10 protein-coding genes and 2 pseudogenes are annotated in these 13,521 nt (G+C 64.8%); 4 read left to right on the forward strand and 8 right to left on the reverse strand.

Translation table 11 applies throughout. The features are described 5' to 3' along the window. Window positions 1–97 precede the first annotated feature (97 nt). Window positions 98–976 carry a branched-chain amino acid aminotransferase gene (locus tag ACVDG8_RS07255; RefSeq protein WP_455707603.1) on the reverse strand — a complete coding sequence of 293 codons (879 nt, stop codon included), beginning with the start codon at window positions 974–976 and terminating at the stop codon, window positions 98–100. 153 nt (window positions 977–1,129) lie between these two features. Here ACVDG8_RS07255 and ACVDG8_RS07260 point away from each other — a divergent pair, with 153 nt between their 5' ends. After that, window positions 1,130–1,792 (forward strand): haloacid dehalogenase type II, encoded by a 663-nt coding sequence (locus tag ACVDG8_RS07260; RefSeq protein WP_447254107.1) that lies wholly within the window; start codon window positions 1,130–1,132, stop codon window positions 1,790–1,792. A 171-nt stretch (window positions 1,793–1,963) separates the two neighbouring features. Next, window positions 1,964–2,791, forward strand: coding sequence for a L,D-transpeptidase family protein (locus tag ACVDG8_RS07265; protein WP_447254108.1), 828 nt, complete (start codon window positions 1,964–1,966; stop codon window positions 2,789–2,791). Between the two features lie 94 nt (window positions 2,792–2,885). Here the strand turns inward: ACVDG8_RS07265 and pdxR are convergent, their stop codons facing one another. Beyond that, on the reverse strand, window positions 2,886–4,313 hold the full coding sequence (gene pdxR / locus ACVDG8_RS07270; protein ID WP_447254109.1) for a MocR-like pyridoxine biosynthesis transcription factor PdxR: 1,428 nt from the start codon (window positions 4,311–4,313) through the stop codon (window positions 2,886–2,888). A gap of 77 nt (window positions 4,314–4,390) precedes the next feature. Here pdxR and ACVDG8_RS07275 point away from each other — a divergent pair, with 77 nt between their 5' ends. Together ACVDG8_RS07275 and ACVDG8_RS07280 are read left to right on the forward strand one after the other, a co-directional pair. After that, the gene (locus tag ACVDG8_RS07275; protein ID WP_447254110.1) at window positions 4,391–5,014 is read left to right on the forward strand and encodes an FMN-binding negative transcriptional regulator; all 624 of its coding nucleotides are present in this window, start codon (window positions 4,391–4,393) and stop codon (window positions 5,012–5,014) included. A 29-nt stretch (window positions 5,015–5,043) separates the two neighbouring features. Continuing rightward, the gene (locus tag ACVDG8_RS07280; RefSeq protein ID WP_447254111.1) at window positions 5,044–5,694 is read left to right on the forward strand and encodes a LysE family translocator; all 651 of its coding nucleotides are present in this window, start codon (window positions 5,044–5,046) and stop codon (window positions 5,692–5,694) included. 22 nt (window positions 5,695–5,716) lie between these two features. Here the strand turns inward: ACVDG8_RS07280 and ACVDG8_RS07285 are convergent, their stop codons facing one another. From ACVDG8_RS07285 to ACVDG8_RS07310, 6 genes and pseudogenes are all read right to left on the reverse strand, one after another. Continuing rightward, window positions 5,717–6,190, reverse strand: a complete 474-nt coding sequence (locus ACVDG8_RS07285; RefSeq protein WP_447254112.1) for a DUF4189 domain-containing protein — start codon at window positions 6,188–6,190, stop codon at window positions 5,717–5,719. Between the two features lie 49 nt (window positions 6,191–6,239). Then, complete coding sequence (locus ACVDG8_RS07290) at window positions 6,240–6,962, reverse strand: hypothetical protein (RefSeq protein WP_447254113.1); 723 nt, start codon at window positions 6,960–6,962, stop codon at window positions 6,240–6,242. A gap of 45 nt (window positions 6,963–7,007) precedes the next feature. Continuing rightward, window positions 7,008–7,582 (reverse strand): annotated as a pseudogene (locus tag ACVDG8_RS07295) (invasion associated locus B family protein). An 8-nt stretch (window positions 7,583–7,590) separates the two neighbouring features. Beyond that, a pseudogene (locus ACVDG8_RS07300) lies at window positions 7,591–12,397 on the reverse strand (YadA-like family protein). After that, the gene (locus tag ACVDG8_RS07305) at window positions 12,394–12,852 is read right to left on the reverse strand and encodes a hypothetical protein (protein ID WP_455707604.1); all 459 of its coding nucleotides are present in this window, start codon (window positions 12,850–12,852) and stop codon (window positions 12,394–12,396) included. The pseudogene ACVDG8_RS07300 and the gene ACVDG8_RS07305 overlap by 4 nt, the downstream one beginning before the upstream one ends. A gap of 210 nt (window positions 12,853–13,062) precedes the next feature. Further along, window positions 13,063–13,473, reverse strand: a complete 411-nt coding sequence (locus ACVDG8_RS07310; protein ID WP_447254116.1) for an AraC family transcriptional regulator — start codon at window positions 13,471–13,473, stop codon at window positions 13,063–13,065. Window positions 13,474–13,521: the final 48 nt, after the last annotated feature.

Consider the following 13,521-nt stretch of genomic DNA (forward strand, 5'->3'; position numbering starts at 1 on the left):
GAAAAGTGTGAAACGGTTTTCCGCCCGGAATCGCTTAAAAATAGAGAGGCGAAGCGGTTCGCTGTTTTTCGTGAAAACGGTGAAACGCTCCGGCGGCTCACGCGGCGGGCGTCGAATGGGCCCAATCCCAATAGAGGTCGCGCGCCTTCTTGGCCACCGGCCCGGGCTGCAAATCGCGGTTTTCGATGCGCGTGATCGGCACGACCTTGGAATGGTTGCCGGTCGAAAAAATCTCGTCGGCTTCAAGGAAATCGCGGATCGACAACGCCTTTTCCGTCGTCTTGAACCCATAATCGCCAAGCAGGTTGATGGTGCGGGCGCGGGTAATGCCGGACAGGAACGTGCCATTGGCGGCCGGCGTGATGACATGGCCGTCCTTGACAAGGAAGATGTTGGACGTGCCGGTCTCGGCGACATTGCCCAGCATATCGAGCACCAGCGCATTGTCGAAGCCGCGGTTCTTGGCCTCGAGGATGGCGCGGCCGTTGTTGGGGTAGAGGCAGCCGGCCTTGGCGTTGGTCGGCATGGTTTCGAAGGTCGGGCGCCGGAACGGCGAGACGCCGACCGAGAAGCCGGAGGGCGGGATCATCGGCGATTCATAGAGGCAGAGGCAGAAGCGGGTCGATGCGGGATCGGCCGGCACGCCCATATAGCCGCCATGTTCGGCCCAGTACATCGGCCGTATATAGACGGCGGTCTTGCCGTCGAACTTCTTCAAGCCGTCCCAGGTCAGACCGACGATCTCTTCGGTCGTCATCGACGGTTGCAGGCCAAGCGCGGTGGCTGATGCGTTGACGCGCGCTGCATGCAGCTCAAGGTCCGGCGCCACGCCCTCGAACCAGCGGCCGCCGTCGAAGACGCTGGTGCCGAGCCACATGGCATGGCTGCGCGGTCCAAGTATGGCGACGTTGCCCTCGTACCAGTCGCCGTCCACATAGGTCCAAGTCGCGGTTAGCGCTGCTGCCGCCAATGTCATCGTTCGTCATCCCGTGGGTGATTGCAGGCCGGCATAGGACGATGCTTTGGCGGGCGGCGTCAACCGACATGGGTGAAATTCGTTGAGGCCAGAGGCACTTGGCCTGAAATCAGCGCTTGCGCGACGCCCCTCCTCGCCTCAAAACTCTTCTCCATGCACCATGCGGCCTATGTCTTCGACGCCTACGGCACGTTGTTCGACGTGCATGCCGCCGTGCGCCGCCATGCCGGCGAGATCGGACCGAACGGGCAATTGCTGTCGGACATCTGGCGCGCCAAGCAGCTTGAATATTCCTGGGTCAGGACGCTGATGGGCTCTTATGCCGATTTCTGGCAATTGACCGAGCAGGCGCTCGACTTCGCCCTGAAGAAGGTGCCTTCGGCCGAACCGGCGCTCAAGGCCAAACTGCTCGAAGCCTATTGGCGGCTCGACTGCTACCCGGAAGTGCCGGCGGTGCTGAAGGCGCTCAAGGCATCGGGCGCCAAGCTCGCCATCCTGTCCAACGGCTCGCCGGAGATGCTCAACGCCGCGGTCAAATCGGCGGCACTCGACCAGATCCTCGACGACGTCTTTTCAGTCGACCAGGTCAAGCGCTTCAAGACCGATCCATCGGTCTACGACATGGTCGTCACCGGCTGGCGGCTCTACCCCGGCGCGGTGTCGTTCCAGTCGTCCAACCGCTGGGATATTGCAGGCGCTGCCAAGTTCGGCTTCCGCACGGTGTGGATCAACCGCGCCAACCAGCCCGACGAGTACCGGGATTTCCCGCCCGGGCTGATCCTGCCCTCGCTTGAAGGGCTGCTGGCGGGAGTGTGAGCCGCTGTTGCTGCAGTGCAACAGCTGTGGCGCGATCACAGCTTCGCCTTTTTCTGTCCACTGTCAGGCCTGAATTGGAACCGCCTATCGCTGTCGATTGTTATGGATGCCACCGGCGCTGTGCCTTCGGATTCATGCTTTTTTGCGAATTAAGACCTAGAAAAGGCAATCATGTCAGACGCTTCCTTCCGCATCAGCCGCCGTGGCTTCCTCAATTTCACAGCCCTTGGCGCTGCGTCGGTTGCGGTCTCCGCCTGCACCACCACCAGTGATCAAGGCCCTGCTCCCATCCAAACGCCGCCACCGCAGGCCTATGTCGAGCCGCCGCTCGGCGACTATGAAACGATGTACGGCCCGATGTCGGACAATGGCTTCGACCTGCCGGCCATTCCGATCAAGAAGATCGATCACCAATTCTTGCGCCAGATCGTTCCCGATCCGACCGGACAGCGTCCGGGCACCATAGTCGTCGATACCACCAACCACTTCCTCTATCTGGTGCGCGAAGGCGGCCAGGCGATCCGCTACGGCGTCGGCCTTGGCCGCGCCGGCTTCGAATGGTCGGGCGACGCTGTCGTGCAGTGGAAGCAGAAATGGCCGAAATGGACGCCGCCGGATGAGATGGTCGCGCGCCAGCCTGAACTGACACAATACAGTTCCAAGAATGGCGGCATGCCCGGCGGCTTGAAGAACCCGCTCGGCGCGCGTGCGCTCTACCTCTTCCAGGGCAACAAGGACACGCTCTATCGCCTGCACGGCTCGCCGGAATGGTTCTCGATCGGCAAGTCCGTGTCGTCGGGCTGCGTTCGCCTGATGAACCAGGACATCATCGACCTCTACGACCGCGTGCCGACCAAGACGCCGGTCGTCGTGACGGCCAATGTCGGCGCGCCGGAGGCTGACACGCCGGACCGGCAGGCCATTCCGATCGACAATGGCGTGCCGACGGGTTCGGTCCTGCTTGGCCCGGTGAAGCGGCTCACCAACGAGATTTTCTGACCGGCTCAAAGCGCGATGCGCTTTGAGCCCTTGTTCCTGTGCATGCCGTTTTCCCAAAACCGCTGCACACTTTTGGGCGACATGCACCGGCCGGTCAGCGGTGCTTGGCCAATATGGTGGCCAGCACCGCAACGCCACGGCGCAACGCCTCCGCGTCAAGCCCGGCGTAACCCAGAATGAAGCCGGCCGTTTCGGGTCGCGGCCCGCTCGGATCATAGAGCGGTGACACAGGATAGAGGCCTATCCCGGCGTCGCGACCCGCAGCGATGATCGCCGGTTCGCGTTCGGCACCGATGCCGTTCATCCAGGCAACGACATGCAGACCGGTATCGGCTCCGGCAACCGTGACCCGCAGCCCCAGTCGGTCGCTCAACGCCTGCAGCAGGATATCTCTGCGCTCGGCGTTTTTTCTGCGGATGCTGCGGACGTGACGCTCGTAAGCGCCGCTCGTCAGCAGCTCGGCCAACACTTCCTGCTCCAGCATCGGAGCATGCCGATCGGTCAGTCGCTTCGCCTCGCTGAATGCCTGGCGCAGGCTGACCGGCAAGATGAGATAGCCGAGCCGCAAGGTGGGCGACAGCGTCTTGGACAGTGTCCCGACATAGATGACCGCGTCCGCGTCGCGAGCCTGCAGCGGCGGAATGGGGCTGATATCGTGGCGGTATTCGCCGTCATAGTCGTCCTCCACAACATAGGCCGCCATGCCAGCGGCCCAGGCCAGGAGAGATTGCCGCCGTGTCGCCGAGAGCACGCCGCCGAGCGGAAACTGATGCGAAGGCGTCACATAGGCGAGCCGGGCCGGCGGCAGCGAATCCGTCCTTAGCCCATCGGCGTCGACATCGACGGGTAGAGCTATGCCTCCGGCCGCCACGAAGGCGTGACGTGCCAGGGGATAGCCCGGGTTCTCGATCACAAAGGGGTCACCGGGGTCGAGCAGCAGCCGCGCGCAGAGGTCCAGCCCCTGCTGCGAGCCGTTGACGATGACGATCTGGTCCGGCGTACAATTGATGCCGCGGGCGCGCCAGAGATAGGCCTGAACCGCGTTGCGCAGAACCGAAGATCCGTGAGGATCGCCATAACGCAGCCGCGCGGGGCGCCGCAGGATGGCCTTGTTCGACGCCCGCCGCCAGGCCAGCACCGGGAAGTCCGCTCCGGACAGGTCGCCATAGCGGAAATCCGCAATCTGGGCGGGCAGCGCTTCCGCCGGCGGAGGCAGGGCCAGCAACCGTCTCGCGAATGCAGAGAGGTTGCGTGGCGAAGCGGATGCGACAGGCACCTCTCCTGATACCCTCTCCAGCCCTGGGGCAACGATGGCGCGCGCGCCATGCCGGATGATCAGATAGCCTTCGGCGTCGAGCTGATTGTAGGCGGCCGTTACCGTGGTTCGCGACGCCCCCCACTCGGCCGCGAAGGCCCGCGTCGACGGCAGGCGATCGCCCGGCCGATATGAGCCGCAGTGGATCTGCTCCTTGATCGCCGCGATGATCTGGCGCGCGACACCGTCCCGCTTCAACTGGACCACACAAAACCTTCAAAACTGGATATTCCAAGCAAGCCAGAAATCCGGCATCTTTTCTTGCAACGCAAGGAGTTTTTGTCATGTACACGCCGCCCGCCTTTCGCGACGACGACAGGGAGAGCCTCACGGCCACGATCCGCGAGGCGCGGCTGGCAATTCTGGTCACCGCCACGGCCGATGGCCCGCTGGCGACGCCTCTGCCGCTTTTCCTTGACGACAGCGAGGGCGAGCATGGCGTGATCTACGGCCATGTCGCAAAGGCAAATCCGCATTGGCGCGCGCCGCCGCTGGGGGATGGGCTGGCGATCTTCATGGGGCCGGACGCTTATGTGACGCCGGCCTGGTACCAGACCAAGCAGGAGACCGGGAAGGTCGTCCCGACCTGGAACTACGTCGCCGTCCACGCCCATGGGCCGATCGAATTTTTCGAGGACGCCGACAGGCTGCTCGAAGTCGTGACGCGCCTGACCAATCTGCATGAGGGTGGGCGCGCCGCGCCCTGGGCCGTGTCGGACGCGCCGCCGGATTTCATCCAATCCCAGTTGAAGGGTATTGTCGGGCTGCGCATGCCGATCACGAGGCTCGAAGGCAAGCGCAAGATGAGCCAGAACCGCAACGCCGCCGACCGCGCCGGTGTGCTTGCCGGCCTGGCGGCAAGCGAGCGGCCGTCCGACCGCGAGGTCGCGCCGCTCATTCCTCTGTGACCGCCGACATCATAGCCAGCGAGGCCAACATGCCAGATCTGGCCCCTTTCACCTTGTACTTTGCCGCGGCGTTTCTGCTCGCCATTACACCGGGGCCGGGCATCTTCTATGTCGCCGCGCGCACGCTGGCTGGAGGACGCGCGGAAGGCATTACCTCGAGTTTTGGGACGGGGCTGGGCGGCATGGTCCACGTGCTTGCCGGCAGCCTGGGCGTTTCAGCCCTCGTGCTCGCCAGCGCGGAGCTGTTCACGGCGCTGAAGCTGATCGGCGCCGTCTACCTCGTCTGGCTGGGCTTTCGGACCTTCCAGTCCGCGCGCCACGAGGCAAAGACGATGCTGGAAGGCGGGACGCCGGCGCCTGCCGTCGGCGCCCGGCGCGCGTTTCGCGAAGGCGTGCTGGTCGAGGCGTTGAACCCGAAGACGGCCGCCTTCTTCCTGGCCTTCATTCCGCAATTCGTGAAGCTGAGCGCCGGCCACGTCGCCCTGCAGTTCATGATCCTCGGCTTCATATCGGTGACGCTCAACACGCTTGCCGATGTCGTGGTCGCTTTTGCGGCGAGCCGCATCAGGCAAGGCGCTGCAGGGCGCTCGGGCGCGATACGGCGCCTGCGGGAAGCATCCGGCGGAGCAATGATCGCGCTCGGCGTCGGACTTGCCATAGCCAGGCGCCCCGCCCTCTGATTGGCGCCACGGGACTCTCCTGTCAGGTGCAGACCCACTCGCGGATCTTGCACTCTCTTTGCTCGCCGCCGCATTGCGCCGTGGCCTTGTCCTCCGCCTCGTGGCGGGTCGTGGCGGACGCAGCGCCCCAGAACGGCGTTGCCGGACCACGGCTTTTGCCGACCGACAGCGCCGCGCAATGCTCATAGGGAAAGCCGGTGCCGTCATCATCGTCCCAATGGCGATGGTTGCGGAATACTTCGACCACCCGGCAACCGGCGCCGTTGGCATTCTGGCAATATTTGAGCGCGATGTCCTCCGCTTCCTGCCTCTTGTCGGCGCCCCAGAAGAAGCCGTGCCGACCATCGTCCGGCGAATAGGCGATCGCACCCCAGATGCCTTTTTCCTCGTCGGTCTGCACCGGCGGCGGCGAAACCAGGTCGGCGGCGTGGCCCGCGATCGTAAATGCGGCCAGGGCGGCAAGCAGCGGGAACGAGAGGCGACGAGTGAACGGCATATTCGTGCTCCGTTTGTGGCTATTCATGAACTCATCGCAACACCGGCCGCTAACCGGCCATGCGCGCGACCGAGACGACGATGCAGCTGTTTCCGTTCGGGACGAGCAGCGCCTGCCCACCATTGTCGGCCAGGTTGAAAAGCATCGCATTCGAAAGATTGTCCGCAGCTACACTTCCCTTCGGCAGGGTCTGCGCGACTTGCTGGCAGGACTTCTGGAAAGGAGCGACGCGCACCAGGCTGCCCTCGCAGGTCTGGCCGACCGGCGAAGCGAAGACGACGCCGGCAGCCTGCGTCTTGTAGTCCGGCAGGTCGTAGCTCATTCCGGCAACCGCCTGCAGGGTGTGGGCGTCCGGCGAGGCTTTGTCCCATTGCGTCTCGATCGAATAGGTCGAACCTGTCGTCAGCGCCTGTCCGAGCGCGGCAAAGAGGTTGGCGCAGGTGTGGACGCCGGCTTGGTTCGCATGCGTCTGGAACGGCGTGTTGCCGGCCGAAGCATCTCCCGCCACGGGCTTGCCGGTCTCAGGCTTGGTCTCGGCGGCTGCTTGCGATTGTGCTGAAGCGGTGCCGGCAACGAATGTGCCAAGCGCGGGATAGAAACGGAACGCGGCGACGACCGCCGCCGCGACCAGCATGGCGAACGCGCCAAGCAGGGCTGCATTTCGCAACACGCGCCAGGCCGACCGCGCGGGCTGCGGATTCGCCGGCGGCGACTGCGACGGGACGGGCTCGGGGCGGGTCAGGATTCTCTCCTCGATGGATTGGCGGGTCATTGTCCGGTCTTTCTACTTTGCCCAGTCTTCTACTTGCCTAGTCTTCTACTTAATCGTCGAAAGGGCGGTCTTAAGCCCCTTGAAAGGCGCATCGAGGCTGACGGCCGTTCCCGATGGCAGGGAATAGGAAACATGGACGGTGGTCTCCTTGCCGATCTGCTCGCGAAGGACCGGGCCTACCGGCAGGTAGCCGACGCAAACTGACGCGTCGCAGGCCTGCAGTTGAACGTCGACCGGCTGTTTGCGGCCGGCAATGTTGAGCGAAAGCTTGCTGCCCGCGCCGGTCGCGCTGGGAGCGCGCAATATCATGAACGGCTTGCCTTTCTCGTCAGCTGCGAGCGACCAGCTGAAGATCTGGGCCTGGTTCTGGTCGATAAAGGACTGGCTGATGTTGCAGACTTTTTCCTGGCCTGCAGGTTCTCGTCGCAGATCAGCGTCCAGTTCTCGAACGGACGCGTGGTCCGCTGGTATTCGCCAAGCTTCACGTCGGGCGGCACCGCGACGTCGGACGGCTTGATCCGATAGGCGGACGGGGCCTGCTCCTGTCCGATGGCGCGCGGACCAGACAGGAGCAGGCAGGTGATGCACATCGCGACAGCAGAGAAAGCGCGCCCAGTCATGAAGAAACTCAGTTCAAGGTAAAGCTGACACCGGCGCCAACACCCCAGTGTCCGCCCGCTGTCGTGCCGGAGACGTTTGCCCGGGCTCTGCCGTCCTCGCTGGTGTAGCCGGCGCCGAACGCGACGGCCCCTTCGCCGCGCCAATAGCCGCCGCCGGCCGCCACGCTGAGCTTGCCCGGACGGTCGTCATAGCGCAGCGAAGCGGCAGCCAGGCCGATCGCCGCCGCCTGGCGCGCTTCGCCGCGAGCCTCGTCCATGTCCATGTTGAGCTGGCTGAGCTTGGAGTCGGTATAGGCATTGGCCGTCTGCAGCGTGGTGGCCGCCACCTGGTTGGTATAGGTCTTGGAGCTGTCTAACGTGGTCGCCAGCCCGGTGTTGAGCTGCTGGACGTTGACCGCATCGGTGTTGGCGGTGCCGGCACCGACATTGTGGATGACGACCGGCGCATTCACGTCGCCGCCGACCAGCGTCAGCGAGTTGGATTTGGTGCCATCCGTGTTCTTGTCGTACTGGACCGCGAACTCGTTGAGATTGCCGACACTGCCCTGCACTGCTTCGACGGCCTGGTTGGTCGCGAAGAGCTGACTGCCGTTGATGGCGTCGGTCGAGGTGCCGCTGATCCTGCCTGCCGCGACATTGGTGACGGTGCGCTCCTTGCCGACATCGCCGACACTCACCGTGCTCGTCGGATTTGTCCCGGCGAAGGTGTAGGCGACGCCGTTGATCGTGGTGCCGGTGGTGGCGACAGCCGCCGCCGTCTTCGAGCCGGCGCCGAGGGCGACGCTGCCCGGCTCGTTGGCCGTGGCGCCGGCGCCGAGCGCCATCGACTGGGCGCCGTTGGCGGTCGAGTTGGTGCCCAGCGCGATGCTGTCGGCCTGATTGACGGTCGCCGTCTGGCCGATGGCGATGCCGCCAGGCGCCGTCTGCTGCACGATGGCGCCGTTGCCGATGCCGATGCCATTGTCGCCGTTGACGGTCGTGCGCGGCCCGACCGCAACCGAATCGACACCGACCGCAAGCGAGTCGGAGGCAGTCGAATTGGCATGGAAGTACATGGTCCCCGTCACCGCGAACGAGCTCAGCGCGCCCTTCAACTGGCGCAGCGTGACCGCGTCCTGGTCCTCCGTGCCGTCGGCCACGTTGATGATCTGGCGATAGGAAGTGGAGGTGCCGACCGAGACGGCGCCGAGCAAGGTTGCGTCGGTGGTGTTGAAGGGAATGAGGCCGGTGCCGGAGAGGATCGATCCCGACACCGGCGCGACCGCGCGGTCCGACACCGAGCCGGAGCCGAGCGCCACGCCGCCGGTGACGGTGGCCTGGGTGCCGCGGCCAAGCGCCAGCAGAATCGGCGGCTGACGCGGTCGCCTGGTAGCCGAGGGCGGAAGAGCCTATCCCCTGCGCGAAGGCATCGGTGACCGGCAGTGTGCTGTCGTTGGTGCGCACATAGCGGATGCCCTCGCCATTGGCGTCGGTATAGGCGGTCGAGGTGTCGCCGGCGATGTTGCTGATCGCGTTGCCGAGATTGGTGATGTCGGTGGTGTTGGCGGCGATGTCCGCTGTGTTGGCGGCGATATCGGTGGTGTTCTGCGTCACCTGCTGGTTGGTGGCGAAGAGCTGCGAGCCGTTGACCGCATCGGTCGAGCTGCCATTCAACTGCCCGGCCGCGACGTTCTGGATCTGGCGCTCGGCGCCCACCGAGCCGACCGAGAATGCGCCGGCCGGCGTTCCGCCGGCGAAGGTGTAATTCACCCCGCCGATCGTCGTGCCGCCGGTCGCGGTCGTGGTGCGGGACGCCGAATTCAATCCGATCGCCACGTCGCCCGCATTGTTGGCCACGGCGTTGGGGCCGACCGCGACGGAATCCGTCCCCAGCGCCTGGGAATCGGCGAGCGTCGAATTGGCGTGGAAATATTTGATGCCGCCGCCGACATTGATGTTGTTCAGCGTGGCGCCAATGGCATCGACGGCCTGGTTGGTGGCGAAGAGCTGAGACCCATTGATCGCATCCGTCGAGGAACCGCTGATGCGACCCGCCGCCAGATTGGTGAGCGTGCGTTCCGCACCGGGCGCCCCGATGCTGACTGTCGAGGTCGGAGTGGTGCCCTGGAAGGCATAGGTAGTGCCGTTGATCACCGCATTGGGCGTGCCGACCGCTACGGCGGTCACGGAGCCAGAGCCGAGCGCAACGTCGCCCGTATTGCTCGCGACGGAGAGGGCGCCGAGCGCGATCGCGTTTTGGGCACCGGCATTCGCTCCTACGCCGAGGGCGGTCGCTTGAATGCCAGTTGCGAACGCGTTCTGGCCGATCGCCGTGCTGGATGTGGCCGTGGCATTGGCGTTGGCGCCGATGGCGGTGCTGTATTGGCCCGAGGCCTTTGATATGTACCCCATCGCCGTTGCGTCGAGGGCCGATGCGACGGCGCCGCTGCCGAAGGCCGAAGCATTGGCGTCGGAGGCGCTCGAATTGACACCGGCTGCGATCGCGTTCGTCCCAGTCGCCGTCGAGACGGGTCCGATCGCGACGGAGTCCGTACCGGTCGCCGAGGAGTCCGCGGCAGTCGAATTGGCGTGGAAATACTTGATGCCGCCGGTGCTGATGCTGTTGATCTGATTGCCGAGATTGGTGATGTCGGCGGTGTTGGCGGCGATGTCGCTGGTGTTCTGCGTCACCTGCTGATTGGTCGCGAAGAGCTGCGAACCGTTGATCGCGTCGGTCGAGCCGTTGTTGAGCCGCCCTGCCGCGACATTGGTGATGGTCCGCTCCGCGCCGAGCGCGCCGACGCTGACAGTGCTCAACGGATTGGTGCCGGCGAAGCTGTAGGCCGTGGTCCCGATCGTCGCGCCGCTGGTGCCGACCGCCGTGGCGGTCACTGAGCCCGAACCAAGCGCCACGTCGCCGGAGCTTGCCGCCGCGGTAGCGCCATTGCCCAGCGCGACGTTGCCGGCAAGACCGGCCGCACCGGCTGTCGAGCCGTTGCCGAGCGCCACCGAGCCTTGGCCGATCGCCTTGTTGCTGTTGCCGATCGCGACGGCACCATTGGCCATATTGGCCGCGGTGGCAGTCGCCGTGCCGTCGCTGTTGGCGATGTTGTTGGCGCCGCCGGTGAAAGCGCCCGTGCCGCTGGCATAGCTCGGGTCGCCGATAGAGACAGCGCCGTCGCCGTAAGCGGTGTTGCCGGCGCCGATGGAGACAGCCTTGCCGCCGGTCGCCGTCGCGGATGTGCCGATGGCGACTGCCTGGGCCGAATTGGCCTTGGCGCTGGTGCCCATGGCGATGGCGTCCTGCGCGCTCGCGTTGGCCGACTGGCCGATCGCGCTGGCACGGATGCCGCTCGCGGTAGCCCCAAGCCCTAGAGCGCTTGCGCCCGCGGCGGTCGCCGTGGCGTTGTTGCCGAGCGCGGTGGCCGAGGTGTCCGTGGCCTGGGCTCCAGAACCGGCCGCGACCGAGCCCACGCCGCTCGACGTGGCCGAATTGCCCAGGGCGAGCGAGAAATTGCCCGAGGCCACGGCGACGTTGCCGAGCGCTGCTGAGTTTTGCGCCGTTGCATTTGCCTGGGGACCAATGGCGATGGCGTTGGTCGCCGTGGCCTGGCTCTGAAAACCAAATGCCGTGCTGGTGGCACCGGTCGCCTTGCTTGCGCGCCCCATTGCCATGGCGTCGGCCTGAGACGCCGTCACATCGGTGCCGATGCCGATGGCACTCTGCGCTGTGGAGCCCGTTCCTGCAAGGGTGCGCGAGCCAAGATAGACGGAGTTTAAGGCACTCGCGTTCGCCTGGATGCCGACAGCGACGGCATTCGTCCCGGCGGCGTTGGCGAGGTAACCCATTGCTGTGGTCCCGGCAGCGGAGGCCACGGCCCCGTTTCCGATTGCTGTGGATTGGTTCGCCGACGCTGTGGCAGAGGTTCCGAACGCGCTCGACCCGGTTCCGGTCGCTGAAGAACTCGAACCGACGGCGGCCGACCATGCCCCCGTTGCGGTTGAGGCGGTGCCCAGCGCTACCGCCTCGAACGTGAAGCCGGCAGGAGCGGTGCCGCTTGCATTGGCATTCGTGCCAATGGCAACGGGAGAACCGCCGCCCGTTCCTGCGTTCGCCTTGGCGCCGACCCCCATGGCTATGGCGGCACCGTTTGCGGATGAGGCGTTGGAGGACAAGCCGATCGCCACCGAGGCACCGCCCGAAGCGCTGGCCGTCGAGCCGAGGGCGACGGCGTTCGCCCCGTTTGCGGTGCTGTTGACACCAAAGGCTGATGCTCCGTCCACGAGCGCGCGGGCGTTCCCGCCTACGGCAAGAGCATTGACGCCGGTCGCGTTCGCGAACACACCTATGCCTATGGCGTTGAGGCCAGTGGCACTCATCGTATAACCGATTGCGATCGCTGCATCGCCAGTTGCGGTGTTACCGGTGCCTATCGCCACGCCGTTGTTGCCATTCGTCTTGGCGCCATCACCGATGGCAGTCGAGGCGGAGCCCGTGGCGCTGGTGGCACAACCGATCGCTACGCTTTGCCCCCCTGCGGCGGGACTCGTGCAGTTCGCGACGTTGGTCAGAACCCCGTTGCCAATGGCAACCTGCGCGAACGCCGCCTGCGGGATCATGATCCCCAGCACCGCAAGCTGTGCCCCGAGCACTCCGCCGACGCCCAGCGTTCCGAGTCCCATGTTCCTGCGGCCGAGGCCAAGTACGCGATGCGCCAAGCGCAGCGTCGCCATCAACCGACGGCGAAGCGAGCGGCTGTCGGCAGCGCCGGAAGTCCAGCTTGCGGCGAAATGCGCCGATCCGCGCCGGATGGTTCGTCCTTGCTTGAAGTTCATTGCCGGAGTGCCTCCTTCAGTGGGTCGCGCTCGATGACAACAGGTTCCGCCGACCCTGCCGCCGAAGCGTTTCTGCTCGAAAATGGAATGACGATATCGGCGCCGCGCGCCAGCAGCAGCGCATGGCCCTGCTTTTCGCCGACCGCCTCGACGCGATCGAGCGCGTTCGCAAGCCAGAAGTCGCCCTCCTCGGGGACAGTCTGGAGCGCGCTTGCGACCCGTTCCTGCGGGATCAACTGCCCCAGATAGGATCGCACGGCCGCCAGATGGGCGGCGGGCGCGTCGCCCGCGTGAACCACCGCGGTGAGACCGTAAAGATAATGGGCAAGCAGGATGTCTTGCTTGGCCGGCGGCACGCTGTTGCCGTAACGCTTTTCAAGCGTCCTGGAGGCCGACTCCAGCCAGTAGCCGATCTCCTCGGAAAGGCTCCGACGAATGGTCGTATCGTCGCGCATTGTCCCCGTAGACCCCTCGGAAAATCGGGATAAGCCGAACTTGCCACATAAAGGTCACGATTCCCGAAAGCTGTATTTCAATAAATTGCTGAGTTGCTACAAAAACCAGGCAGTAACTCCTTGAGTTAATTTACTATTACTTTAGTCGTATCTTTAATGAGGAGCCTTAATTTTAGACGTCAATCAATTAGCATCCTCTTATTCTCTGAGCTACGAGCGGATTTGCCTTGCCCGGGCCTGCAAAGGCGTCACCTGACGGTATTTCTTCATCATGGTGGTGAAGTGGCTCTGGCTCGAAAACCCGCTCAAATCGGCGATGTCCGTGATCGACATGCTGCTCTCTGCAAGCAGCTTTTCGGCCAGGTCCAGGCGCAGTGTGAGAACGTACTGATGCGGCGATACCCCGAACGTCTTGGAAAAGGCTCGGGCGAAATGGTAGGGGGAGAGACCGCACACAGCCGCCATCTCCGCCAGCGACAACTTGCGCGAGAAGTTCTCGCTCAAGAAGCGCTGTACTTGATGGGTGTGCCTGGCCGACAGGCCGCCTTTCGCGTTCAGCAACGGGCGTCTATCAGCAGCGGTTTGCGCAAGCCGGTCTGGCAGATCATCATTGCGCCGCAACTCGGCCTCCTGATGGTCAGCCCCCGCTCGTCTTGGCCCAACCTGAAC

Source organism: Mesorhizobium sp. ORM8.1 (genome assembly GCF_053005525.2).